Here is a 25,862-nt window from a genome sequence, read left to right on the forward strand (position 1 = left end):
ATCTGGCGTGACGGCCCTGTTGAGCAACACCTACTTGGTTGGACACCCGTCAGCCGGTATCGCCTAGAGCAGATTCGACTTACTCCGGTTCATATCCAGCGGCCTCGAAGTAGTTGCGGCATTCGTTGGCTTTGAAGGCTGGGAGGCAGTCTGCGACGACCGACCAGAGTTCATCCACGGATCGTGCGGCCGCTTTTCTGAGCAAGGCCTTGAGCTTTGAGAAGGCCATCTCGATTGGGTTGAAATCGGGGGAATAGGGCGGCAGGAACAGCGGCCTTGCGCCGGCCTTCTCGATCGTTTCGCGCGCGCCGCTGATCTTATGGGCCGGCAAATTATCCATGATGACGATGTCGCCGGGGCGAAGTTCGGGCGCCAGCACCTGTTCAACATAGGCAAGGAAGGCTGCGCCGTTCATCGGCCCGTCGAGCAGCATCGGCGCGGTCATTCCGGAGAGGCGCAGCCCTGCGGTGAAGGTGGTGGTCTTCCAATGGCCGTGAGGGACGGCTGCAATGCAGCGCTCGCCGCGTAGGCTGCGTCCGCGCAGCCGCGCCATCTTGGTCGACGCACTAGTCTCGTCGATGAAGATCAGCTTCTCGGGGTCAAGGTCGAGTTGACCGTCGAACCAGGCGCGGCGGCGCGCCTTGACGTCGGGGCGCTGCTGTTCTGAGGCGTGCGCCGTCTTTTTTTGAACGTGACGCCGCGCTTGTCGAGGAACATCCACACTGTTGAAGGAACAACCCGCACGCCGTGCGCGGACGCCAGTCTCTCGGCGATCTCGGCGAGCGTGATGTCCGGCGTCTCCTCGATCAGGCCAAGAATGAAACGTTCGTGCGGGTCGAGCTTCGAGCCTGACGGCTGGCCCTGCTTGCGTGCGACCGTCTCGCCGGTCTCCCGGTAGCGGCGATACCAGCGCCCCGCTGTGGCGATCCCGATCCGGAAACGCCCCGCCGCCTTGCGTGTTGAAAGCCCTTCCTCGATCGCCGAGATCACCCGACCGCGAAGGTCCGCACTCAAGCTTTGTGTCATCCTCACCTCCTCGCAAATCGCGAGGCGCAGTGAATCAGACACCTGCAACCGGGGAAATCCTAAATCTGAATCAGCGTTCAGAGAAAATGCTCTAGCATGGATGGGAACGCCTGACTTTGCCATGTCTTCTGGAGAGCCGGATGCGTAACGAAAGACGCACGTCCGGTTCGGCGAGAGGCGATGTGAAACCTGCCGTCGAAAGGCGGCAAGGCGCGCATCGCCTACTCCACCCACCTATCTGAAGGTGCGCCGTGGCGGGCGTATCGTCTCGGTTGCCGTCATCATCGCCGTCGGCGTCAACACGGACGGCCGCCGCGAGGTGCTCGGCATGGAGGTCGGCGCCTCGGAGGCCGAGCCGATCTGGACGGAGTTCCTGCGCAAGCTGACCCGCCGGGGCCTGCGCGGCGTCAAGTTGATCGTGTCCGACGCCCACGAAGGCATCAAGGCGGCGGTCTCCAAGGTGTTGTGCGCCACCTGGCAACGCTGTCGAGTTCATTTCGCCCGCAATGTTCTGGCGCATGCCGGCAAGAGCGGCCGCCGCGTCGTCTCGGCCTTCATCGCCACCGCCTTCGCCCAGGAGACGGCGGAAGCCGCAAGCGTGCAGTGGCGTGCCGTTGCCGACCAGATCCGGCCCAAGGTGCCGAAGCTCGCCGCCATCATGGACGAAGCCGAACACGACGTGCTCGCCTATATGAGCTTCCCCAAGGAGCATCGGACCAAATTGCACAGCACAAACCCGATCGAACGGCTCAATGGCGAGATCAAGCGGCGCACCGAGGTCGTCGGCATCTTCCCCAATGACGACGCCATTGTCCGCCTCGTCGGCGCATTGCTGCTCGAACAGAACGATGAATGGGCCGTACGCCCGCCATGTCGTTCTGACCGGCGAAGGTGGCCTCCTCGCCCGCACCGTCGCCCGGTCCTTCGCCGATCTGGCGCTTGGCGTCGGGCGTCTGAAGCGCGGCACGGCCAAGGGAACAGTGATTCTGGATGTGGAATCCGATCTGGCGGTCGTGTGGCTCATGCCGCGGCTGACGGCGGAGACGCTGGACGCGCTGCGGCTCAACGTCGATCTCCGCTGCCGCCCGGATCCGCCGCGCAGCCTGCCCGGCGATGTCGACCTGGTGCTGACCTGGGGACCGGCGGCGCTGATCGGCTTCCGATCCGAACCCTTCCTTGACCTCAGCGCCTTCCCGGTCGCCTCGCCCGCATTGATCGCGAAAGGCCCCGATCCGACCTCACCCGGCTTCTACGCTGCGCACAGGCTGATCCACGAGCGCGGGCTCTACTGGTGGCGGCGCTATTGCGGAGCGGCAGGCGTCATGCTGGACGACGTCGACAACCACCTGTTCTTCAACCGCACGCATCTGTGCATCGACGCGGCGCTCCGCGGTCTTGGCATTGCCATCGGCGACCATCTCTCCTGCGGCCAACATCTGCGGACGGGGCGTCTTGTTCAGCTTCCCGGCCCGGTGCTGCCGGGACGGGAACAGTATCATCTGCTGACCCCTGACACGACGCACCTGTCACGGCCCGAGCGACAAATGCGCGACTGGTTGAGGAAGGCAGCGCAGAAATGAAAGGGACAGGCTGAAAGAACTCAGCCCATATCTGGTCTGTCTGCACTCGGTCGTTTCGCATGGGAGCACCGGGTGGCCGCTCGCGACCCTGTGCTGCCCCTTAATTTGCTACTGCTGGAAGGTGTCGTGATCGAGCCGATATCGTTGAAAAAGGCGGAGTTGCTGGCGGTGTAAAGTCCTGATTCAGTCTTCCTTAGAGGAGATTGAGTCGATGATGGGCGAACGGACGGTGATGCAGGAGGCGCTTTTCTACGAGTTCAGCTTGGAGCGCCACGTGCCGGCTGATCACCTGCTTCGTTCGATTGATCGGTTCGTCGACCTGTCCGGAATCCGTGCTCACCTTCGGCCCTTCTATAGCGAGATCGGCCGCCCCTCGATCGACCCAGAACTGATGATCCGGATGCTGATCATCGGCTATTGCTTCGGCATCCGTTCGGAGCGTCGGCTCTGCGAGGAGGTGCATCTCAACCTCGCCTATCGCTGGTTCTGCAGGCTGGGCCTGGAGGGCGACGTCCCGGACCACTCGACCTTCTCGAAGAACCGTCACGGCCGCTTCCGCGGCAGTGATCTCCTGCGCGAGTTGTTCGAAACCACGGTGCGGCGCTGCATGGCGGAAGGACTTGTCGGCGGCGATGGCTTCGCGGCCGACGCCAGCCTGATCAAGGCGGACGCGAACAAGCAGCGCTCGGCGGAGGGATCGGAAGAGGTCGACTGGGAAGCGATGGCGGCCACCCGCCGCTCGGTCAAAGAGTATCTCGACACGCTGGATGACGCAGCCTGGGGCGCGGCCAGCGAAGTCACGCCGAAGTTCGTCTCGAAGTCGGACCCGGCAGCGCAGTGGACCGGAGCGCTCAAGGGTCATGCGTTCTTCGCCTACGCCGCCAACTACCTGATCGACCTCGATCACGCGATCATCGTCGATGTCGAGGCGAGCCGCGCCATCCGTCAGGCGGAGGTCGGGGCGGCGCGCATCATGATCGAGCGCGCCCAGGATCGCTTCGGTCTTTATCCGGAGCGGTTGGCCGCCGACAGCGCCTATGGCTCGGCCGAGATGCTGGCCTGGCTGGTCCATGAGCGCGGGATCGAGCCGCACATCCCGGTCTTTGACAACTCGCAGCGCCAGGACGGGACCTTTGAGCGGGCCGACTTCACCTACGATCACAAGGCCGATGCCTACATCTGCCCTGCCGGGAAGGAACTCAGGCAGCGCCAAAAGACCTATCGGATGCCACGCCCCTCTAGTCGATGAGAACGGCATGATGCGCTATCGCGCCAGCAAGCTGGACTGCGACGGCTGTTCGCTGAAGCCCCGGTGCTGTCCAAACGCACCCGCCCGCAAGATCCTGCGCTCAATTCATGAGGGCGCGCGAGACATGGCGCGCGACATCGCGACCACCGAGGCCTATGTCACCTCGCGCCGCGAGCGAAAGAAGATCGAGATGCTGTTCGCGCACCTCAAACGCATCCTGAAGCTCGATCGACTGCGACTACGAGGACCGAACGGCGCTCGCGATGAGTTCCACCTCGCAGCCACCGCCCAGAACCTCAGAAAACTCGCAAAGCTCATGCCGATGCCCGACCCCCGCCCGGCATGAAGAGGCGCATGCCGGCGCATCCGTTCGCAATCGCCGACCCAGCGCCCGCCTCGACGCCGACTTCTTCAACAAAATCAGCCCTTTCCGGTCCTTCGGAATTCGACGCGCTGAGACGCAAGTTGACCGGCGGTGCTGAGAAAGGCGGGCGATCCACCGCCACCCGCCCGCTCGGGATGTCGTACGAACCAGTTCGTCACGATTTGTCACCAGAAGCGAAAGCTTACGCACAGCGACACTCGTGACGGCTCACGACCCGTCTCGGTGCTTCCTGGTCGACGAAATCGACGGCTCGATTTGACCGGCTACGGTCATTCGATGGTTACAAAGGTCGGGCATTGGGGACTTTTGACGTGAGCCGGAAATGTCTGAACTTGACAATATCCTCAACGTGGCGATCGAGCTTGCCGAGGCTTCATCCTCCTGTGCCAAAGAAGCCTGGCTGGGAGATGTAGCCGTAACCTACAAGCCTGACGGGTCTTCGTTGACCGAGACCGACCTGTCCATTGAAGCCACATGGCGGGATCGAATACGCCAGCAGTTTCCCGCACACGGAATACTTCGCGAAGAATATGGATCGGATACCGGAACCAGCGCTTTCACGTGGGTTCTCGACCCGATTGACGGCACGCGCCAGTTCGGAACCGGACTGCTGAATTTTGCATCCCTGATCGGTGTTTGCCGGGACGCAGTCCTGTTGTGGGGATTATCGACCTGCCGATGTTGGGCGCCCGCTACGTCGCGGCAGAAGGCAGGGGAACGATGTTCGACGGGCGTCCGGTCCGCAGTAGCAGGCAGCGGGAAATTCAGACCGCCAGGATCAGTTTTGCCAACCCCGAGAGCTTCACCGGCGATGCCGCCCACGGTTACGAGCGGTTGCGCGCATCCGGTAGGCTCAAGGTGTTTGACGGGGGAGCGCCTGCCTATGGTGCTGTTTCCAGAGGGTTGATCGACGTTTGCCTGAACGGGACCGATCTCGACGCTTACGATATCTGTGCTCTTTGTCCGGTTGTCACCGAGGCGGGTGGTGCAATTTCCGACTGGGCGGGCACCCGCTGACGCTTGCCTCCAGCGGAGCAATCGTGGCGTGCGCGTCATTCGAGCTTCATGCGACCGTCCTGGATATCCTGGGGCAGGCTTGACGTGAATGGCGGCAAAGTCCGAACTCGGCTGTTTCGCGACGCTGTGCTGCCCTTAATTGCGCCATTGACCGGCTGGCAGTTGAGCATCCGTCAAATTAAAGGTCGGCCGATCGGCCGATCATAGGCTGCGGCCGCTTTCAGAGTACTGCCGAGCCTGGCCAGAAGACCGGCGCGCGCTGCCCAGTAGGGCTGGTAGTCGGCATCGATTCAGGCCGGCCACATGGCGTGGGAGGTGTTCAGTTTCCTCATCACCTGATGCTCCCGCAACCCGGCCCACAGGCGTTCGATGTTCGGCCAGCTGCTCGGAACCTTTTCAACTTGGGGATGCCAGGCCACCAGCATGACGAGATAGATGTCGGCCAGCGAGAGCCGGTCGCCGACCAGCCAGTCCTGGCCTTCGAGGGCAGCATCGAGAATGGCAAAGCCGCGATCCATTTCGGAAACGGCAGCCTTCTTCACCGCTTCCATGCCGCTGGGGTCAGCCGTGTAGCGATCGGTGTGGTAGAACCGCCGGTCGGCCGAATAGATGACTGACGACATGAAGATCATCCAGCGCAGGAAGTCAGCGCGGCCGGGTGAATTCACCGCCGGCGCCAGGCCCGCCTGCGGGTGGCGCTCGGCGAGCAGGATGCAGATGGCCGCCGACTCGGTCATCGAGCTTCCGTCGGGCAAGATCAGGACCGGGACCTGGTTCAACGGGCTGATGTCGAGAAAGGCCTGGTCGGGCGGGTCCGACTTCGGAACATCGATCTGGTCGAAAGGCACGCCCGCCAAAGCGAGCGCCGCCTCGACGACAAAGCTGCCGGTGTTGGGGCGCGTATAAAGCTTGTACATGAAATCCTCCGCCAGCCAGTGCATGGCCGGCGACGATCTGAACCGGAAGCGCTGGTCCACTCAAGCGAGCGACGGCCGCCACAGGTGTTTTTTCAGCAGTCCAGCGAGCTGCGATTTAGATCCTTGGCGTATGTTGTTGGAACCTGTCGCGAGCCGACATCCAGGTGGACTGTCGCAGACCTCCGAGATTGGCCGAAACCTCCCCGGGTTCGTCATCCAAGGGCCGAGCAGGGGCGAAGCGACGTCGCGGAAACCCTGGGATGACGAAGTGTCGAGAACCTAAGCACCCAGCCCTCCAAACAGGATCGTTGACAGATAGCGCTCGGGCCGGCCGCGCCAGTTTTCGTGACAGGGCGTCGATTTCCGGCTGCCGCCCGGCAGTCAGCGCTGCGAGATGGGAGCGATAGCGCTCGAGAAACGTACCGGCATCGGGCGCCTTCCCTCGCCGGTAAGCCGTCCTGCGCGGGAGCACGTCTGCTGTTGGCAAGCGGAGGCGCGTTGCCGCCCATTCTCCCTCATCCGGCGAACAATTCCCTGTAACCGGTCGTCACCATCCAGTGCGCCCGATCGAGATGGCTGGCGGTGCGGCTGCACATGGGTTTTCCCGCGGACTGCTCGGCCATCATTTCACATTCCCCAAAGAGAGGATGGCGAAACAGAAGCCCGCTTCGTTTCGAGCTCACTGATAAATTCTGCCCTCAGCTTACGGTCGAGTCTTGGAAGGCAGAGGCAAGAGGTTGGGGAAGACAACCGTCATTGACGTGCTCAGGGCGATGGCTAGATTGCCATCCCGCGGGTGAAGATTGCCCGTCTTGCCAGGATAAGGAATATACGCGTGGCTACAGGTACGGTGAAGTGGTTTAATGCGACAAAGGCTTTGGGTTCATCCAACCCGACTCCGGCGGTGCGGACGTTTTCGTTCATATATCTGCCGTTGAACGTGCCGGGTTGAGGGCCCTCGCCGATGGCCAAAAGGTCAGCTATGAGGTCGAGCAGGACCGGCGCACTGGAAAATCGTCTGCTGGCAATCTCCAGGCGGTCTAAGTCGCTCAAGGGCCGCACCATTTTGGAGCCGGCCTTTGCAAATCACCCTCCGCGCCGGTAGGCGGCTGAGTATTCAGGCCGGCGCCAACCCCAAGCTGCGATCCCGTTATCGACTTCTGCTCTTGAATTTTCGCATGCGTTGGCGTCAAATTTATCCGCGAATCTCGGCCCAGGAACTTGAAGGGATCATTCAGTTCCATCACGCGGCAACTTTCAGCCTTCGGTCTCGGATTTGCAGTCAGCCCAAAGTGTCCCGTCGTGAAATGGTTGAACCGCAAAGTTCTAACCCCTCTCGCACCATCGCGGTCGTGCTGCCGATACTTGGATAGCGATCCGGTTTCTGCGCCGTAAGCGTCACGAGCACCGCACGGCCTTCTGGCTTTGATAGAAGCAGGATTCAGGTGCGGGCCGCTTTGACTCGCCTGGGCATGAAGTAGGAGCGGATGGCAACGGCCGCCTTTGCAACGGCGGCGACGCCCGCGTCGTCAAGACGGGAGTTCACCCCCGTTGTGTCCCGGATCGGGGCGATGATGTCGCCGGTTGCGGCATGACCGTGGAGAACGGGGCGCCAGAGCCTTGGAGCAAAATCGGTGGCGAGCAGGAAGGCAGTCGACCAGTGGAAGGGATCGAAGGAGCCGTCATTGCGCCGCGCAAAGCGCGGGCGCCAGGTTTCCGGCGTTTCGGCAAGCCCGGTCGAGATCCGGTTATAGTTGGCAACCAGCGTCTGCACGGCGAGCGCCTCGGTCGTGCCTTCGAGGGCCATCAACGCTCGCTCACCTGCAAACAGAGGAATCCATTGGCGCGGGTCGATGAAGCTGGGCCCGATGATGAGGGCGGTCAGATAGCCGTCGAGCCCATCCATGCTGAAGACCGGCGGAGTCGGCCGCCGCTTGTGCAGGAATGCCTCAAAGGCCGCATCGTCCAGCATCGGGCGCGAAGGCGGAAGCGAGGAAGCCGCGGCGGGCCGAGCGGCGACGGGCCCCTTTGACCGACGAGCGATCATGCCGCCACACCCTCCATTTGGCCCCGTGCTTCCCGGTCTGCCTTCCAATTCCACGGCAAGAGCTCGTCGAGCCGATTGACCGGAATGGAATCTGAGACGATCTGCTCGAGCACGTCGGCGAGCCAGGTTTCGGGATCGAGACCATTGAGCCGTGCCGAGTTGACCAGTGATGCCAGCACCGCCCATGTCTCGCCACCGCGGGCGGATCCGGCGAAGAGGCTATTCTTCCTCGTCAGGCAAACTGGTTTGAGCGATCGCTCGACAACGTTGCTGTCGACTTCGATCCGTCCGTCCTGGAGGAAGGCTGTCAGCCCATGCCAATGCGCCAGCGTGTAGGCGACGGCCTTGCCGAGCGACGACTTGGCCGAGACCTCATCGATCAGCGTCTCAAGCCGCTCCTTCAGTGCCGCCATGAGCGGAGCGCTCTCGGCCTTGCGCACCGACAGGCGTTCGTCGGCGCTGATGCCGCGGATGCATTCCTCGATCCGGTAGACCTCGGCAATAGCGGCGACCACCGCCAGCGCCTCGCTCGAGCCCGTCGTCTTGACCACCTCGACGAACTTGCGCCGAGCATGGGCCAGACAGAAGGCAAGCTGCAAAGGTGCTACATTGCTCTTGCGCCGCCGCTTCGCCAGGCTCTTGTAGGCCGCATAGCCATCCACCTGGAGAATGCCGTCGAATGTTGAAAGCTGTGCCTCGATCTCTCCGGTCCCCCGGCTTTCTGCAAACACATAGCCGACTGCCGGCGGCGCCGGTCCCTGCCAGGGACGATCATCGACGGCCTGCGCCCACAACTGGCAGACTTTCGTCCGCTTGCGTCCCGGATCAAGTCGCGGCAGAGGCGTTTCGTCACAAAACACCCGTGGCTGCGAGCGGATGAAGGCAAGCAGGCGATCGTAAAGCGGCCTCAGCCACCAGGCGGCCCGTCCGACCCAGCCGCCGAGCGTTCCCCGGTCGAGGTGGATGCCGGAACCCAAGAAGATCTGCGACTGGCGATAGAGAGGAAGATGCCAGGCGAACTTGGAGACGACCACATGCGCCACCAGCGCCGTCGTTGCCATGCCTCCATCCATTACTCGCGCTCGCGCTGGCGCCTGGACGACATAGGCCTCGCAGGCCCGGCAGGCGTATTTGGGCCGGATCGTGCGGATCACGCGCAGAAGTGCCGGAACGATATCAAGGGCCTCACCGACATCTTCGCCGATGCGATGGAGGGAAAGTCCGCAACAGGAGCAGACCGTGCTCTCCGGCTCGATCACTTCCTCGCGGCGCGGCAGATGCTTCGGTAGGGCGCCCATGTTGCGCGATGCCAACCGGCGCTTGCGTCGCGGACGATCCTCGTCTTCGGCATCGTCATTGGCCGCGACCGGCACCTCGGAGAGGTCGCCGAGATCGAGCGCGATCTGCGTCGGATCGAGGACGGCCAGCTTCTCCGATTTTGCCCCGAAGATCATCTGCCGAAGCAGATCGGCATAGACGCGCAGCTCCGCGTTCTCGGCTTCAAGAGCCAGAACGATTCTCTTCAGTTCGGCAGGATCCGATGGCAGCGAATCAGGGCGGGGCGACATGATCAACCCTACCAGGCAGCCCCGAATCTTCAAGCAAATCCAGTCACTTCACGCCGCTCTGACCGGCCTTTTGACATATCTCTTCGCCACCCGAGTCCAGTCGAGGCCGGCCACCAGAAGAGCGAACTCCTCGCGCGTCAGCCGAATCGAACCGTCGCGGATCGGCGGCCAGGTAAAGCGCCCGGATTCGAGCCATTTCGAGACCAGAACCATGCCGCTTCCGTCCCAAAAAAGAAGGCGCAATCTGTCGCCGCGCTTGGGGCGGAAGACAAAGACGTCGCCGCAATAGGGATCGGCTGCAAGAGCCGAGGCGACCAGTGCAACGAGGCCATTGATGCCGCGGCGGAAGTCGACCGGCTGCGTCGCCACCACGACCTTCACGTCGCCGCCAAGCGCAATCACCGCGGCACACGCAAGGCATCCACAATGGCGGCCGCCAGGGCCGGATCGACCGAGCCCGTCAGGACAAGGCGGCTTTCACCGATCTCGAGTTCAATCCGACCGGCCGACGTGGGCACCTCGTGCTTCCCTGCGCCAGCGTGCCCGAGCTGCCGGTCCTCGCCCGCGATCGTAATTGGCATAAACTGCAGGGCTGGCGTCGTCTCCGCAGCCGCTTTCACCTGCACCAGCCCCGCCTGCCGCCGCCAGACGGAAAGAAGGCCACGACTTACGCCCCAATGTCGCGCGACCGCCGAGATGTTGGCGCCCGGCTCCGCACTCTCCGCGACGATCCGAGCCTTCTCCGCCGGCGTCCAATTGCGCCGCCTCCGCCGACCGGTGATCACCTCGACCCGGCGATAGTGACTGTCTTCATGCCTGCCTTGATGACTGGCATCAGTGTCGTCCCACTCCATGCGCCTGCGCTCCTCGCAAATCAGGCGGCAAATCTCGCCAGTGCATAGCCCTCCGGCAAGATGGGGTGCTCGTGACGCTCACTCTGCGCCTGCCCATCAGGCCGCACGGCTTTCCAAGGCAAGCGGCGCGGCCAACTCGTGTATGCGCGCATTGGGACAAACCCGCCTGGCGATTTCACAAAGATGCTGGTGATGGGTCAGGTAGATTACCTGACCCACTGCCGCCATTCCGGCGAATAGCCGGAAGGCTTCCTCGGCACGGAAGTCATCGAACGTCTCCATGATGTCGTCGGCGATGAAGGGAACAGGAGTTCGAGATTGGGCGAACTCGTGGTAGCCGGCAACTCTGAGCGCGAGATAGAGTTGGAAGCGCGTTCCCTTTGACATTTCCTGCGCAAGCTTGGAACTCCCATCAGCCCCGATGCCAATAAGGACCTCGGTGTCTTTGTCAGGCTGGGTCGCCAGACCGCGATAGGCGCCGCGGCTGATCACCTGAAAAGCCTCCGAGGCGCGAAGCATCATCGAACTGCGATGCTTGTCGCGATAGAGGCGCAAGGCCTGCTCGGCCGCGACGATGCCGGCCCTGAGGCGGAAGTAGCTGAACGCCTTATCCTCAATTTCCAGGAGGACCGTGCGCCGTTGCTCTTCCAGAGCAGCCACGGCACTATCGCCGTCGACAGCATCCACCTCGTCGGACGCTTTGCTGTGTGCCGTAAACAACTCTCGTACGCGCCGATCCTGATCCTCGAAGCGGGCCCTGAGCTCTACCTGCTCGGCCTCCAGTGCAGGCCGATCGGCGGCGTCAAGCATCTGTTCGACATCGGCCATGTCCTGCATTGATAGCGCGTCGCGAATTTCGCGTTCGATGATATCGGACCGGCGGCGCAAGTCTCTCCTTTGCTCGATCATGCGCAGCTTTTTCTCGACCTCCTGCAAGGAAGACACACCGAACAGCTGCGTCATTTCAGATTTGCGTCGCTCGCAAATCGCGATTTCAGCTTCCAGGTCCCGGTCTTTGAGAATCTGATCCTCCAGAGCAAGGTGCTTGGATTCCTTTTCCGCCTTTTTCGATCGGGCCTCTTCCACTCTGGCGGACATCAGCGCCCAGAGTCTCAGGGCACTCTCTGCTGGTCGATCCAATCCGAGTTCCGCGGCCATGACTGCAAGCTCGCGTGAGAAGGCCGCCTGATCCTCCTCCATCTTTGCGATGCGATCTGCTAAACCGGCTTGTCGTTGAGCGGCCGGGCCGAGCTCGGCAAGTCTGTCCATGACCTCCTTGACGGTCGCGAGGCTGGGAATAGTCCCTCCCACGCCGAGCCAGCAGCTCTTGCAAACCTCAGCCCATGACGCGTCCCATTGCGCCTCGTCGGCAGTTGCCGTTTCAAGGGCTGACCGGCGGGAAGCCTCCTCCCTTTCGCAGCGTTCAAGCTGCTCCCTCAGATTCTTGTTTTCGACTTCAAGATCAACGGCGGATTGGGCCCTGGCCAAAAGCGCTTCGTAGGAGTCAGAGTGATCCTGGGAAACGGCTGCCGCGGATAGTGCCGCCGAGAGTCGGTTGCGCGCCGCCGAGCCGTCCGCTTCCGCCTGGCGTAAGTCACCTTCGGCCTCCCGGAGCAAGTCGGCTGTCGCGAGGACCATTTCGCGGCGTCCCAGCCATGCCTCAAGCCCACCTAGCTTGATCTCCCCAGAAACAGTCAGAGCCATTTTCCGAGCGGACTCCAGAATTTCGGCCCTGATAGCTTCGCGTTTCGACTTCGCCGCCTTCAGCAACTCCGCTGAGCGCTCCAATTCCGCTTCCGCGACGGCGAGCCTCTGACAGGTTTGATTCAGCTTCGCCAGGTCGCTCATGTGTCCCAGCCGTGCGCTGGTGATCAGGTCGTCTTTCCGCAGTTCGATCTCAAATGCCGCGGCGGTCGATTCATCGAGCGCGTCACGATGCGTAGCCCATGCCGCTTCACGGGCGGATCGCGACTTCGCTGCCTCATGATCGTCAACAACGCCGGTGGAATTCTTCAGTGCATCCAGTTCGGCTCGCAAACACCGCAGCTCACTCGTGAGGCGCCCGCTGTCATCGCTGTAACGATCGATCTCGGCTTCCGCTTTAGACAGAGCTGATTTCCAGGCCTCCAGCTCAGAAGGTGACGGCACTCTCATTTGCCGTACCTGGTCAAGGCTTTCACCCCACGGTCGGAGTTCCGACATCTGTTGCGCCAGTATTTCCTGCAGATCCACACGGGAGCGTTCCGCGACACGGCGGCGGGCTGCATGATCATTCTCTCGAAGCGCCGAGAGCTCGCTAGCCAGCGCCGCAATGGCTTTGCTGTTTGTGGCGGCGGCGGCTTCGCTCGACAGCTTGCTCTGCAACTCGATCAGACGGCAGTTCGCCTCTTCGTCTTCGCGCTTCGCGTTTTGAAGTGTCGCGTCGATACCAGAGCGGCGTTCAACGAGATCTCTAATGCTCCCAGAAATGCGACTTCCGAGCATCAGGCTGCTCGGCTCGTCTTCTTCAGGGCGCTCGAGAAGCCGCAGTATATTCGCAATTTCCCGGTCGACCTCCGTCAATTGCAGACGACGGTCCGGCAAATCCCTTTCGGCGGTGACATAACGCGCGTGCAACTCGCCGATAGCGTCCCTCCTTTGCCCCACGGTGAGCGCGATCTCGTCGACGGCGATAACATTGAGCCCTTTCTCAAGCTCGGCCATGGACGCTTTCGCCGTCTCCCGCTTCACGGCAAGCTCGATGTCTTCCTGATGAAGTGCCGGCAGTTCGTTTCCCCACGAGGGCGGCGCCTCGGGAACATCTTGCAACTCAGCGAGACTGTCCCGGATGTCCCGCAATTCCGCCAGTCGGGGCAGTGCTGTCAGCAGGTTCTTGATCTCGTCCAGCCGCAGTTGCGTCCGGGTTCGGTCAGCCATCGCTTCGTCATAGTGCGCCAGTGACCGCTCCCTGGTTTCCACCATCTGGCGGTAATGGGTGGCGAGCGTGTCAATCTGCTCTTTTCGCTCCTTCAGATCGGAAAGCCGACTTTTCAAGTCGCCGATTTCACTGCTGCGGGCACGGAGTTTGAAAACGCCGTCGGCCTGCGAACGCAATTCAACAAGTGTCTGACTTAATGCGGCTAACCCCGTGCTTGCCGAAAACAGAAGCTGCCCAAGATCACCCCTGCTGGCCAGGATGCTCTCCCCGCCCTTCTCAAGGGTGTCATCGTCGAGTGAAAACATCGCGCAATAGACGTCCCGCTCAACCCCACCAAGCTCGCCGAGTATCAAATATTCGCCGATCGGCTGATCACCCGGTCCGAGCAGACTGTTTTGGGGCTTCTTGATCCGGACAAGCTCCCGGGCCACACCACCGATGTCCAATGCGGCCCCGATGCGCATCGTTGAGTAAGGATGGAGGAAATCATAGCGGCTGCGGGATTCGATGCTGAAGAGGAGGTCGAGGAACGCAGATAGGGCCGTCGATTTGCCCGCCTCGTTCGGACCGTAGATGATATGCAAATCCGGGCGGCCCGGCTCCACGGGCCCGAAGTCGATGTGCTTGTCGGTGAATTTGCCGTAGCGGGTAAGGTCAAGCCGGTTGATGCGCATCATGCTGCCTCATCGTGTTTCCGACGATGGAGCCGTGCGAGCACATCTTCCACCCCCTCCTGCGCGAGCAGGCGCAACGTCGCCCGAAACTCCTCCTGATCAGCACCGAAAGTACCTCTGCTTTCAGGTGGCAGATGACCACGAAGCTCCTCCCCGATATCGATGAGCGCGGTGTGGTAAGCTTCCGAGCCGATGATTTCGCTTCCGACAAGCTCCCGAAGTTCGATGAGCGGATCCCCGTTGGACCCATCTGCGGAAACGAGGTCGGTGCACTGGATTTCCAATTTCTCGATCCAGGTCCGGCCAATGACAGATGCCCTGTGCTCGGCTTCGGTCTTGACGAGGTCGGCGTCGTTACGGAGCTGCCATGCGAGCGGCGTTCGTCCGGTGACGGAAAGCCGGACCACAAGATGTTCGGAATTTGCAGCTTCCCGCGCCGCTCCCAGGTTGCCCGCTACCGTGGTCACCATGTGACGCCAATCTGCGATGCCGTCGAGGTCGATCACGACGCGCTCGAATTGTGCGATGCTGGTGAACCTCTCCTCAACATGGACTGTTCGGTCATCAGCGATGGTCACAAGACTCACCGATTTCGGACCGGATTCGTTGATGTCGCGCCCCTGGGGCATGCCAGGCATTACGATCGTGCAGCGTCCAGTGCTGATTGAGCGCTTGTGAATGTGACCGAGCGCCCAATAGTCGTACTCTGTCGCCTCCAGATCCGAGACGTTGCAGGGTGCGTACGGATCGTGCCCCCGCGTTCCTGCGAGGCTGGTGTGCAGAAGACCTATGTTCACAGCGCCTTCGACTCGTGGCTTGTATTTTCCGACCAGACTCTCGGGACACTGGGCCTGCGCAAAGCTCAGTCCGTGAATGACCACAGGGGTCGCTCGATCCGCCACTTCGAGCGAGATAGCCTCGGGGCGCCCACCGTAGACTTTTACGGTTTCTGGGTACATCAGTTCCCTGGTGATCTTCGACAACGCATCGTGGTTGCCCCGAATGATGAACACCCGGACTCCGGCCTGGTCCAGTCGGCGGATCTGCTCGGAAAGGAACCGCGCAGTTTTCATGGAGGTCTGATCGCCGTCGTAGAGGTCACCTGCGAGAAGAAGCGCGTTGACCTGCTCGGACAGGCAGAGATCGACGATATTGACAAAGGCACGCCGCGTCGCGTTGCCGATCAGTTCGCCCAGTTCTGGGTTGCGCAGCGCCAGCGACCGGAGAGGCGAATCCAGATGAACGTCCGCCGTGTGAACGAATCGAAAAGCCAATACCCCTTACCTTTCACCTTCGCGCGAGAAAGCTTTGATTCCCCGACACAGATACTGGCCTGCACTTAGGTTCCTGCCTAGGCAGCCAATCCCAAGCGATTTCAGGTTTCCACAGGCTAATGACAGGATCTGTCGCCAGCCGCGGATCGTGCAGTTCCCAGCGCTGCGGCCTCTTTTTGAGGACCAGTTTTGAACACTGAGAAGTTGGACCAGGTTTGAACAGGGAGAAGTTTTCGAAATCAAAGGGGTCCGGACGTCGGCTACACTGCCGCTATCCCTACTGCAGCTGCGTCTGGCGGAGCGGGAGGTGACCTGGAGGCGCTCCGCAACAGTTCAAATGAAAACTTGTTATTGTGCAGTGCAGCAACGATATTGCTGCGCGTGCGTTGTGCGCAATGCTGGCGCCATTTTGGCGGCCGACCACAAGGAATACTGATTTGCGAAAATCTCCGACACGGTTACCCGCCTTGCCGCATTCCGCGCCGGACAAGGTTTTCAACACAACGGCCAAGGCAGCGATCGGTTATCGGATCTGGGCGATTTCGGCTCCAATCCGGGCGCCTTGCGGGCGAGGATCTATGTTCCGGATGATTTGCCTGAAGCGGCGCCTCTCGTCGTCGTACTGCATGGCTGCACGCAGACCGCGGCCGGTTACGACGATGGTTCCGGCTGGTCGCAACTTGCCGATCAGGAAGGTTTTGCGCTGCTATTTCCCGAGCAACAACGCGCCAACAATCCCAACCTCTGCTTCAACTGGTTCGTGCCCAGCGACACAAAGCGGAACGGCGGAGAGGCTCTTTCCATCCGGCAGATGATTGAGGCGGTTGTCGTCGAATATGGCCTCGACCGACGGCGCATCTTTATTACCGGTCTGTCCGCCGGAGGCGCCATGACATCGGTGATGCTGGCTTGCTACCCGGAGGTTTTTGCAGGAGGCGCGATAATTGCGGGCCTGCCGTATGGGAGCGCAAAGACAGTCCCGGAGGCCTTCGACCGCATGCGCGGTCATGGCGCGCCCTCGGAACGGCAATTGCAGAAATCCCTACGCGATGCCTCGCCGCACAAAGGTCCTTGGCCTTCGATATCCGTCTGGCACGGCTCCACGGATCAAACCGTAGCGTCTTCCAATGCTGATGCCATCGTCGGACAATGGCGGGCCATTCACGGCCTCGATGCACGTTCTACCCGATCAGAAATTGTGGATGGTCATTCACGGCGTGTCTGGTGCAATGCCCAAGGGCAGGAGCTGATCGAGGAATATCGCATCGCCGGAATAGGCCACGGTACGCCACTTGACACGGCCGGCGACGCCGCGCTTGGCGCTGGGGGACCGTTCATGCTTGACATCGGTATCTCCTCTACCTGGTACGTCGCGCGCTTCTGGGGAATAGTGAAGTCGTGCGTAAAGCGAGATGCGAAGATCAAGCCGGCAAGAGCCAACAACGAGGCGCTCGCGGCCAGTTTCGCACGCGCTTTCTCGATGCCCAAGGTTGGGATTCCCAATGTCCCTCACTCGGCGAAACGTGCAAATATCCCGCCTTCTCAGAAGCCCAACTCCGCCGCTGGGATCCGAAAAGTCATAGAGGAAGCCCTGCGATCGGCAGGTTTGATGCAGTAGCGTCTCGCCGAAATAACACCGCTTTCAGGACCGCACGGTCAGCAAAAATGTCGTTATCGGCCAATCCTGTAGGTCTGGCATGGATTTCGTCCCGGTTCGGCAGGTGCCAGCAAGACATTTGTTGCCTTTTCGAGAATGATCGGCATTCTCGCCACGGATTCGGCAGGCCGGCCTGGTCGGATCATCCGGACGATTCTTTCAAGACCGTTGGTGAACTGAGGGAAGCTCTTGGCGGGCGATTTGGACACGAAGCGTTGGAAGAGCTATGTCCGTGTGGAACTGGGCGGACGCGACAAAAGGATCAACATCCCCTCCACCCGAGCGGCGGCCGAGTGTCTTCTCCGCAGCTGGCCGACGGTATGGGGGCCGCGGCACAAGCAGGCCCGCGAAGCCTGCATTGCGGTCCTGAAGGGCGAGCAGCCGCCTGAATTCGCGCGGCAGGCTTTCGTCGAGGCCGCCCGCGAGGCCGGAATACTGGTCGTGGGCGTTTTTCCCGGCTGACGCGTCCAACGAAGCGGTCGCGAGGCGGCGGAATGGCTGCTCTACAAATGGCCCGCCGATATCGAGAGCTAAACGTCTTGGAACGCGCGCAAGGGTGTCTGAGTTTGAAATATGCGAACTCGCATAGGCGTTGTCGCATATCGGCCCGAGCGCCTATATGCCTAACCGGAAAGCATGGGAATTCGCGATGGCAAGCCTAGCCTTGGAATCATTCATTGACGAGACTGTACGTCTGTCTAAGCAGAACGGATATCACCCGACCACGTTTATCGGGATGCGCCAGCGACACGGAACGGTCAAAGCGATTTCGCGCCTGGTTGAAAAATGGAGACGTTAAAAGCGGGTTCAAACGGCTCCATCAGCTTGGCCTACTGGACTGGACGATTGAAGCCGTCGTCATCAAATTCCCCGCCGAGTTCTCTCCTGCCACTCGGGAATGCGCTGAGTTCCGTCTCCGGCTTGCCAAGGTCGATGCCAATGCCCACCGGGCCTAAAGTCCAGGCGCCCCGCCGTTGTGATCGGCAACGCCGTCAATTGCACGAACCGGAATGCAATCACAGGATAGAATGTTGTCGCTCGCTTCGGTCTTGGCGGCTGTAACAGCTGTCATTAGGTCGTGAGGTCTCGCCTGGCGCGGCTGTCGGCATCGTCTTCTTCGTGGCTGACGAGGCTTCCCGGAATGTCGCCGGCCAGCGGCTTTCTCCTTCGAGAGCAGGCCAGCGTCCTCATCGTGGGCCGGATGTGATCAAGCCGAGGCCGCGCAGATTGGCGATCAGGTCACGGCTAATCTCCCGGCCGAAGAAGGAGGACGGCTCGGCGCGGGTTATCGGCTGGAAGGAGGCGAGCATCAGCACCAGCACCTCGGACTGCGTCAGGTCCGCGCCGCGCTCGTTGGCGCCGACAGCGGTGGCTTCGGCATAGGCCGGCCGGGTCAGGTGCTTTCAGCCGCCGGCAACCGCGACAAGGTCATAGGTGGCGGTTGCGCAACTCCTCGCGGAGGTCGTCGATGATAAGGCCGAGATTGCAACTTGCACCAACCACCTGCGCGAGCACACTACGCGGGACTGGCTCGCTGGCGGCGAAGATCGTCGCCTCGACGCGGTTCATCCACTCTCGCCAGCGCGCCTCCGGCGGCAGATGATATCCATCAGCGATCAAAGAGTCCGTCCTCTGCCGCTCGCCCTCGCCGATTGCGCGTCGCCTCCGCCATCTTCTTCTAAGCGTAGATACGGGAGATAGGGCGACCGGAAAGCTCGCGCACGGCGCCGAGTTCGACCAGCCGGTCGACCAGGCGGCGCAGCCCACTCGCCGAACTTCAGCAAGGCCGCCGGGCCGTGGACGATCTCGTGAGGCTGCGGAGAGGGGACGCAGAGAAATAAGCCTATGCGGCGTCTCACTTCATCCAGACGCCACGCGGTCGAGCGGCCGGCCGGTCCGCCTCCGCCCGTACGCCCATTCGCACTGTGCCCTTTGACGTCGCGTTCAAGCAGCTTCGCGCTTGAGTTGAAGACGCTCGTCGTGCGAAGGCCGGTAACCGCGCAGATAGAGTGCGCAGGTGGTCCTGAGCATAGACGCGAAGTTCGGAATCTCTCCGTTGATCTCAAGTCCCTCGTCATAGAGCTTGGAGATAAATTTCGGTGTCGACAGACCCTGGTTCTCGGCAATCTCGTCGAGAAGCGTCCAAAAAGCGGCCTCGAGCTGGATGCTGGTCGAATGGCCGGCAATACGGATCGAACGGTTGATCTGGCGGTATCCTTCGGGATCCTGTCTCGCGAAAACCTTGCACATCTATATCCTCCCGTTCCTATCGAGCCGTTGTTCCTGTCCAGCCGTTTCCATTTCGGCATTTTCTCCACAGAAGACGATCTGCGCAAGGGATTCGTCTTCCAACGCTCCAAAGTACTCGGCGTCCCGCAATTTTTCCTTCGTGGTAGCGGGCTGCCACCAACTTGCCCGCGCCATGCTCATAGTCAAGTCATCAAGCCTGCTAGGCGTTATCAGCAAACGGAGTCACGATTGGCCAAAGCGATCCACAGTATGATCCGTGTCCTCAACGAGGCCCTTTCCATCGATTTCTATAACAGGGCGTTCGGCCTCGAAATCGCCGATCGGCTCGATTTCGAGACGTTTACGCTCATATATCTCAGCAATTCCGAAAGTTCATTCGAACTCGAACTGACCGTCAACAAAGACAGGGCCGAGCCGTATGATCTTGGCGACGGCTACGGCCACCTGGCGGTTTCGGTTAGCGATCTCGACGCTGAGCATGGCCGCCTGGAAGCCCTTGGCCTCAACCCAAAAAAGATCGTCGCATTCAATCGTGACGGTGTGCCGATCGCCCGGTTCTTCTTCATCGTCGATCCCGACGGATACAAGATCGAAGTGCTGCAGCGCGGAGGGCGGTTCAATTAGGAGATAGCGACGGCGTCGGGAGGCGCTGCGCCAGCAAAAGACGCCCTTCGCGGCGTGGATAGCAAGCAAGGGAGGAAGCAGTGGTAACGATTTACGAAAGGAAGCTCGGGCTTTCGCGCCGGGATCTTCTGAAGCGGGGCGGCGCGACCGCGCTGCTTGTAGTCTCCGGTAGCGCGGTCATCAGCACCGAACATGCTTGGGGCCTGGAAGCTACTGCGCTCAAGGCGAAAACCATGGCTACGCTGATCCAGATGGCGCGCGACATCTATCCGCATGACCAAGTCCCGGACAAGCACTACGCCATAGCAGTTAAGGGACATGACGAGGCCGCAGCGAAGGATCCGGCACACAAGGAGCTGATCGAGAACGGCATTGCCGACCTCGACTTAAGAGCGGGTGACGGCGGCTATTTGGGCGTCGGCTGGGAGGAGGAGCGCATCAAGGTGCTGCAGCAGATCGAGTCGACGCCATTTTTCCAGGCAGTGCGCGGAGGACTGGTGGTCGGCCTCTACAATCAGAAGGAGATTTGGCCGCTGTTCGGTTACGAGGGCGAGTCCTATTCCAAGGGCGGCTACATTGAGCGCGGCTTCGACGACATCGAGTGGCTCTAAAAAGCCTGGCCGATCGTCAGCGAAGCACCGCAATCAGCAGTTTCTGGGAGGACTAAATGCCTGCACCTTATGCGCTCACCGACGACAGCGTGGTCGTCATCATCGGTTCTGGAGCCGGCGGCGGAACGCTCGGCAACGAACTCGCCCAGAAGGGAATCGACACCGTCATTCTCGAAGCCGGCGGACGGCACGAATATAACGATTTCATCAATGACGAATGGAACAGTTTTGGGCAGCTTGCCTGGCTCGACAACCGGACCACGTCCGGAACATGGCGCGTGGCTAGGGATTTCCCCAATCTCCCGGCCTGGATCGTCAAGGCCGTCGGCGGCTCAACGACCCACTGGGCCGGTGCGTCGCTCCGCTTCCAGGAGCATGAGTTCAAGGCCCTGACCAATTACGGCAAGATCGAGGGCGCTAACCTGCTCGACTGGCCAATCACGCTTGCCGAACTCGAGCCGTACTATGCGAAGGCCGAGAACAAAATGGGGGTGACCCGCACCAACGGCATCCCCGGCCTTCCCGGCAACAATAATTTCAAAATCCTAAAGGCCGGAGCCGACAAACTCGGCTACAAGGAGTGTAACACCGGCAGAATGGCCATCAATTCCGAGACGCGCGACGACCGCAACGCCTGCCAGCAGACCGGCTTTTGCTTCCAGGGCTGCAAATGGGGCGCCAAATGGTCGACCCTTTATACGGAAATCCCAAAAGGCGAGGTCACCGGCAAGCTGGAAGTTCGTCCGAACAGCCAGGTGCTGAAAATTGAGCATGACGATAGCGGCAAGGTGACCGGCGTCGTCTATGCCGACAAGGACGGCAATATGCAGAGCCAGAAGGCTCGCGTGGTCTGTGTCGCCGGCAATTCCATTGAGAGTCCGCGCCTTCTGCTCAACTCGGCGTCAAGCAAGTATCCTGACGGGCTAGCTAATTCGTCTGGCCAGGTCGGTAAAAATTATATGCGGCACACGACTGGATCGGTCTACGCGATCTTTGACAAGCCGGTGCATATGTATCGGGGCACGACAATGGCGGGCATCATCCAAGACGAAGCGCGCCACGATACCTCGCGCGGTTTTGCCGGCGGGTACGAACTCGAAACGCTGTCGATCGGCCTCCCCTTCATGGCTGCCTTCCTCAACCCCGGCGCCTGGGGTCGAGGGTTCACCACCGCGCTCGATCACTATGACAAGATGGCCGGCCTTTGGATCGTCGGCGAAGACATGCCGCAGGAGCAGAATGCAGTGGCGCTCAACTCCGAACTAAAGGACAAGTTCGGCATGCCGATCCCCAACGTGAATTTCGTTGACCACCCGAACGACGTCGCGATGCGCGACCACGCCTACAAGCAGAGCATGGCCCTTTACGACGCTGTAGGTTCCACCCGGGCGTTCCCGACGCCGCCCTATCCGTCTACCCACAATCTCGGCACAAATCGCATGAGCGAGAAAGCCACCGATGGCGTGGTCAACAAACATGGCCAGACGCATGATATCAAGAATCTGTTCGTGTCAGACGGCAGCCAGTTCACCACCGGAGGCGCGGAAAACCCGACACTGACCATAGTGTCGTTGGCGATACGCCAAGCCGAGTACATTGCCCAGGAGATGAGTGCGAGGAGCATCTAGGTGATCCCGCATCCGCGTGCCCCGGCGGCGGCGGTCCCGGCTGCGGAAGGATCAATGTGGGCCCTCCTCTTTGGTGCCGGATGTCCCGTTTCCGGGCTGAAGTTACTCGGTCATATGGCCGGGTCAACCAGACTTTGGAACGAGCTCGCATACTACCCGCGACAACGAGAGACAAGATCATCAGTTCAGGATTGAGCCAATAAAGGACTGTGTCCCGCGGAAGTGCGAACCCGGAAACCTGATGTTTGCAGCTACCACCACCCGAAATGCGGACATTCCGGCTATCTAATACGAATGGTGAACCTGACGAAAATGATGTAGCGTTCGCTGAAGAAGAAAAGCCAGCCGCAAGTCCGGCAATTGCAAACCGAGTCTGGGAGGATTCATGGTCGACATTATCTCAAAGCGGGACGGTCCGCGGCGCGAGGACATACAGGTCAAAAGACTGATCGAGCAGAACCGCTCGACCATTGTGCGCCTTGCCGACCAGATCAGTGGCGGTGGTTATTCGGCCTCCAGGAAGCCACGCCAGCAACCGAAGGCCGACGGCCTGATCATCCATGTTGGCAGCGGCGCGGCGCCTGTGGCCGAAGCCAAGCCGTCCATCCATGTCACCATAAACGGCCGCGTGATCTCCAAGGATCAGAACACAGGCCGCCAGCTTCATCACATCGGCGATATCCGCAACCGGGATGGGAACCATATATTCGTGCTGGCGACGAAGCAGAATGGTTTCTTTTCGCCGGTCGACGAAAGCATCGCCAAGGCGCTTGCCGAGCTCGACGGGTCCCGCCTCGCAGCCACCTATACTGAAGAACAGCTTGCCGCCGATATTGGCGCGAAACTCGGCATCAACTGACGGCCAGGCGATTGGACGTGCTTCTGCACGTCCAATCCGCGAAGCATACTAAAATGGCATAACTCGACGATCCTGTGATGCCTGAATGAAACGCGAGATAGGCCCCAATCAGATGAAGATCGATGCCCTTCCGGCGCGTGCGTCGTTGGCTGATAAGCAAGTGGTTCTGGGCAACATCGACTACGACGAGCGCGCCACCATGCGCGCCTGGGAGCATTTTCTGGCGGACGAGCCCAAATGTGCCCGCGATCTGGTCCGCCCAAGCCACGTCCGCTCCCTCATACACGACTCCTGGTATCGCAGCGCCAGCGGCGGCATCAACGCGCAAGGACATGAAGCGCCGCTGAGCAGCGATCGCGATGCGATCGAATACCTGACCAGGGCCAATGCCGAACTGCTCTCGGCGGCGCGCCGGTCTTTTGCCTCCATCGGTCAGTTGCTGGAGGGAACAGGCGCGATGCTGGTTCTTGCCGACCGCGACGGCGTGCTGATCGACGCCATCGGCGACAAGAAGACCCTGCATGACGGTATGGATATCCACCTCGCCATTGGTGGCAAATGGAACGAGGACGCCGTCGGAACCAATGGCATAGGCACGGCGCTGTGGACCGGAGAACCGGTTTTCGTCCATGCCGCCGAGCACTTCTGCGCTGGCATCAAATCCTGGACTTGCGCCGGCGCGCCGATCCGCGATCCCCTGGATGGCAAGATCATCGGTGTCGTTGACCTCTCGGGCTATTCGCCGATCTTCCGGCCGCATAACACCGCCCTCGTCGCCGCCACGGCCCGGCAGATCGAAAAGGCACTGGCTGAACAGCAACAGGAGCAACGCACGCGCCTTCTCGAAGCCTTTATTTCCTCAGCCCCCAGCTATCGTCGGAAAGACGGGTTGGTCATCGTCGACCACCGGGGCCGCGCCATCTTCTGCAACAACGTGCCCGATGGCGAGACCACGGAAATGATGGATGGCCCGATGGAGCCGGGCCGTGGCCGTTGGTTGATGAATCTTCCGTCGTCTGGTTCCGAGGCCGACCTCGCCAGAGCACTGCCGGCCCATCTGCGATCCTGCCACATCACCCCGCTCAAGCTCGACGGCGACCTCCGCGGCGCGGCACTGGTTTTTCCGCCTGTGCCGGCAGTCTCCAGCGTGACTGTGATTCACCGGGAAGGCGATAAGCATCTTGAAGCTGCTGCCGCTATGATCGTCGGCACAGACGAAGCGCTGCTAGCAGCCGTCGACGTCGCTTGTCGCGTCGCCCGCTCGAACAGCGTGGCATCGCTGCTGGTTGAAGGCGAAACGGGCGTTGGAAAAGAGCTGTTTGCGCGGCTTGTTCATGCCGGCAGCCGGCGAACGGCGAACGATCCGTTCATTGCGATGAATTGCGGCGCGATCACCAAGGACCTGTTTGGTAGCGAGTTGTTCGGCCATGTCGCTGGCGCCTTTACCGGCGCCTCGCGCGAAGGCAAGCCCGGCGTTTTCGAGCTTGCCAACGGCGGTGTGCTCAGCCTCGACGAGATCGGTGAAATGCCGCTCGAGATCCAGCCGTTTTTGTTGCGTGTGCTGGAAGAGCGCGTGGTCCACCGCATCGGTGACAGCCGGGGTCGGCCCGTGGACGTGCGGCTGGTCGCGTCGACCAATCGCGATCTCAAGCAGGAAATCGCAGCCGGACGTTTCCGCCAAGATCTGTACTATCGAATTGGCGCGGTCTCGATCACCGTCCCACCGCTGCGCGAGCGCGGCGAGGATGTGCTTTTGCTGACCGAACATTTCAACCGGCAGATCGCCGCGGCCTCAGGCGAGGAGCCGCTGGATTTCTCGCACGAAGCTCTCGATGCCTTGCTCGCCTATCGTTGGCCAGGCAATGTGCGCGAACTGAAGAACCTCATCGGGCGGTTGCATGTTCTGGCGCAAGGGCGCGGTGTCGAACTTCACGACCTGCCCGAGGAAATCACAGCGGCCAGCATCGAACCAGGCACGCGGTCGGCCAGCGGTACAGCCACCTCGCCAGAGCCTGAGGGCACACTCGCCGAAGCGGAACGCCAGGCGATGAGAAGCGCGCTGGAAGCGGAGGGCGGCAATCTTAGCCGGGTCGCGCGGCGGCTCGGCATCTCGCGCCCAACGCTCTATCGCAAGCTCGACCAATACGGCATCCGACGCAGCTTCGTCTGAAGCGTGGCACAAAAAAAGAAACCCATGGCATTCGCGCCATGGGTCGGGAGAATTCCAACTAATTGGGCTAGTGATGGGTTGCCGACTAGGCAGGCTGTGGGGCCTGTTCACCGGCGCCGATCACCCCAACGCGCAGCGCCAGTCCGGCGGCGGCGGCGCCAAGGCAAGGCGCCACGATGTACAGCCAGAGCTGTGAGAGCGCGGTTCCACCGGCAAACAGTGCGGGGCCGAGCGAGCGTGCTGGATTGACCGAGGATCCTGACACGGCAATGCCGGCGAGGTGGATCATGACCAGGGTCAGCCCGATCGCCAGGCCAGCCAGAATACCCGCACCGGCTTCGGCGGTGGCACGGAGGATGACAAGCAGAAACAGGAACGTCGCTATCAGCTCGAACAGGAACGCGGAAGTCACCGAATAGGCCGACCAGCCGTTCTGGGCAAAACCATTCGCCGCCACGTCATAGCCGTCGCCCTTACCCTGCGCGATCACGTAGAGCGCCGCCGATGCGACGATCGCCCCCACACATTGCGCGACGACATAGCCGATCAGGTGTG

At 61.2% G+C, this 25,862-nt stretch carries 18 protein-coding genes and 6 pseudogenes; 12 read left to right on the forward strand and 12 right to left on the reverse strand.

Going from position 1 to position 25,862, the window contains the following annotated elements:
- Positions 1–79: 79 nt before the first annotated feature.
- Positions 80–1,026, reverse strand: a protein-coding gene (locus G6N73_RS27945; RefSeq protein ID WP_246252642.1) for an IS630 family transposase whose coding sequence is annotated in 2 segments (ribosomal slippage) — positions 80–687 and positions 687–1,026 — 948 coding nt in all. Because the reading frame shifts where the segments join, the coding sequence is not laid out codon by codon here.
- A 232-nt stretch (positions 1,027–1,258) separates the two neighbouring features.
- Here G6N73_RS27945 and G6N73_RS27950 point away from each other — a divergent pair.
- From G6N73_RS27950 to G6N73_RS27965, 4 genes and pseudogenes are all read left to right on the forward strand, one after another.
- Positions 1,259–1,891 (forward strand): annotated as a pseudogene (locus tag G6N73_RS27950) (IS256 family transposase); the annotation flags it as partial.
- Complete coding sequence (locus G6N73_RS27955; protein ID WP_165033221.1) at positions 1,875–2,606, forward strand: LysR substrate-binding domain-containing protein; 732 nt, start codon at positions 1,875–1,877, stop codon at positions 2,604–2,606. The pseudogene G6N73_RS27950 and the gene G6N73_RS27955, both read left to right, overlap by 17 nt.
- Before the next feature lie 211 nt (positions 2,607–2,817).
- Positions 2,818–4,201 (forward strand): annotated as a pseudogene (locus G6N73_RS27960) (transposase).
- A 361-nt stretch (positions 4,202–4,562) separates the two neighbouring features.
- Positions 4,563–5,257: pseudogene (locus G6N73_RS27965) on the forward strand (inositol monophosphatase family protein).
- A gap of 290 nt (positions 5,258–5,547) precedes the next feature.
- On the opposite strand, the gene G6N73_RS27970 reads toward G6N73_RS27965, so the two are convergent.
- The gene (locus G6N73_RS27970; protein WP_165033223.1) at positions 5,548–6,174 is read right to left on the reverse strand and encodes a glutathione S-transferase family protein; all 627 of its coding nucleotides are present in this window, start codon (positions 6,172–6,174) and stop codon (positions 5,548–5,550) included.
- An 835-nt stretch (positions 6,175–7,009) separates the two neighbouring features.
- Between G6N73_RS27970 and G6N73_RS27975 the strand changes: the two are divergent.
- Positions 7,010–7,218: pseudogene (locus G6N73_RS27975) on the forward strand (cold-shock protein).
- Between the two features lie 397 nt (positions 7,219–7,615).
- Here G6N73_RS27975 and G6N73_RS27980 read toward each other — a convergent pair.
- The 6 genes from G6N73_RS27980 to G6N73_RS28005 all read right to left on the reverse strand — a co-directional run bounded on the left by G6N73_RS27980 (position 7,616) and on the right by G6N73_RS28005 (position 15,508).
- Positions 7,616–8,146 (reverse strand): UPF0149 family protein, encoded by a 531-nt coding sequence (locus G6N73_RS27980; protein WP_246252644.1) that lies wholly within the window; start codon positions 8,144–8,146, stop codon positions 7,616–7,618.
- 71 nt (positions 8,147–8,217) lie between these two features.
- Entirely contained in the window at positions 8,218–9,789 is a 1,572-nt protein-coding gene (tnpC, locus tag G6N73_RS27985) for an IS66 family transposase (protein WP_165033225.1), read from the reverse strand.
- 48 nt (positions 9,790–9,837) lie between these two features.
- Complete coding sequence (gene tnpB / locus G6N73_RS27990) at positions 9,838–10,191, reverse strand: IS66 family insertion sequence element accessory protein TnpB (protein WP_165033226.1); 354 nt, start codon at positions 10,189–10,191, stop codon at positions 9,838–9,840.
- Complete coding sequence (gene tnpA, locus G6N73_RS27995; RefSeq protein WP_165033227.1) at positions 10,188–10,643, reverse strand: IS66-like element accessory protein TnpA; 456 nt, start codon at positions 10,641–10,643, stop codon at positions 10,188–10,190. Before tnpA ends, tnpB begins: the two co-directional genes overlap by 4 nt.
- Positions 10,644–10,739: 96 nt before the next feature.
- Positions 10,740–14,237, reverse strand: a complete 3,498-nt coding sequence (locus G6N73_RS28000; RefSeq protein WP_246252646.1) for an AAA family ATPase — start codon at positions 14,235–14,237, stop codon at positions 10,740–10,742.
- Entirely contained in the window at positions 14,234–15,508 is a 1,275-nt protein-coding gene (locus tag G6N73_RS28005) for a metallophosphoesterase family protein (protein ID WP_165033228.1), read from the reverse strand. The genes G6N73_RS28000 and G6N73_RS28005 overlap by 4 nt, the downstream gene beginning before the upstream one ends.
- Positions 15,509–15,953: 445 nt before the next feature.
- On the opposite strand from G6N73_RS28005, the gene G6N73_RS28010 reads away from it, so the two are divergent.
- Both G6N73_RS28010 and G6N73_RS28015 read left to right on the forward strand, forming a co-directional pair.
- A complete protein-coding gene (locus G6N73_RS28010; protein WP_165033237.1) occupies positions 15,954–17,126 on the forward strand; it encodes an extracellular catalytic domain type 1 short-chain-length polyhydroxyalkanoate depolymerase in 1,173 nt (390 codons plus the stop codon).
- A gap of 240 nt (positions 17,127–17,366) precedes the next feature.
- The gene (locus G6N73_RS28015; RefSeq protein ID WP_165033229.1) at positions 17,367–17,627 is read left to right on the forward strand and encodes a DUF982 domain-containing protein; all 261 of its coding nucleotides are present in this window, start codon (positions 17,367–17,369) and stop codon (positions 17,625–17,627) included.
- A gap of 728 nt (positions 17,628–18,355) precedes the next feature.
- Here the strand turns inward: G6N73_RS28015 and scpB are convergent.
- From scpB to G6N73_RS28030, 3 genes and pseudogenes are all read right to left on the reverse strand, one after another.
- Positions 18,356–18,837, reverse strand: a pseudogene (gene scpB / locus G6N73_RS28020) (SMC-Scp complex subunit ScpB); the annotation flags it as partial.
- Positions 18,838–18,843: 6 nt separating this feature from the next.
- Positions 18,844–18,939 (reverse strand): annotated as a pseudogene (locus G6N73_RS38795) (DUF1403 family protein); the annotation flags it as partial.
- A 170-nt stretch (positions 18,940–19,109) separates the two neighbouring features.
- Entirely contained in the window at positions 19,110–19,415 is a 306-nt protein-coding gene (locus G6N73_RS28030; RefSeq protein ID WP_165033230.1) for a ribbon-helix-helix domain-containing protein, read from the reverse strand.
- Between the two features lie 228 nt (positions 19,416–19,643).
- On the opposite strand from G6N73_RS28030, the gene G6N73_RS28035 reads away from it, so the two are divergent.
- The 5 genes from G6N73_RS28035 (at position 19,644) to G6N73_RS28055 (ending at position 25,307) form a co-directional block, all read left to right on the forward strand.
- Positions 19,644–20,039, forward strand: a complete 396-nt coding sequence (locus tag G6N73_RS28035) for a VOC family protein (protein ID WP_165033238.1) — start codon at positions 19,644–19,646, stop codon at positions 20,037–20,039.
- An 80-nt stretch (positions 20,040–20,119) separates the two neighbouring features.
- Positions 20,120–20,650: a twin-arginine translocation signal domain-containing protein gene (locus tag G6N73_RS28040; RefSeq protein WP_165033231.1), complete on the forward strand. Its 531-nt coding sequence runs from the start codon at positions 20,120–20,122 to the stop codon at positions 20,648–20,650.
- A gap of 56 nt (positions 20,651–20,706) precedes the next feature.
- Positions 20,707–22,278, forward strand: a complete 1,572-nt coding sequence (locus G6N73_RS28045; RefSeq protein WP_165033232.1) for a GMC family oxidoreductase — start codon at positions 20,707–20,709, stop codon at positions 22,276–22,278.
- Between the two features lie 385 nt (positions 22,279–22,663).
- On the forward strand, positions 22,664–23,137 hold the full coding sequence (locus G6N73_RS28050; protein ID WP_165033233.1) for a hypothetical protein: 474 nt from the start codon (positions 22,664–22,666) through the stop codon (positions 23,135–23,137).
- An 85-nt stretch (positions 23,138–23,222) separates the two neighbouring features.
- The gene (locus G6N73_RS28055; protein ID WP_165033234.1) at positions 23,223–25,307 is read left to right on the forward strand and encodes a sigma-54-dependent Fis family transcriptional regulator; all 2,085 of its coding nucleotides are present in this window, start codon (positions 23,223–23,225) and stop codon (positions 25,305–25,307) included.
- An 85-nt stretch (positions 25,308–25,392) separates the two neighbouring features.
- Here G6N73_RS28055 and G6N73_RS28060 read toward each other — a convergent pair.
- Positions 25,393–25,862 (reverse strand): aquaporin (locus tag G6N73_RS28060; RefSeq protein WP_165033235.1); only part of this gene is annotated, 470 nt, incomplete at its 5' end.

The organism is Allomesorhizobium camelthorni (genome assembly GCF_011045125.1).
Taxonomy (GTDB): domain Bacteria; phylum Pseudomonadota; class Alphaproteobacteria; order Rhizobiales; family Rhizobiaceae; genus Allomesorhizobium; species Allomesorhizobium camelthorni.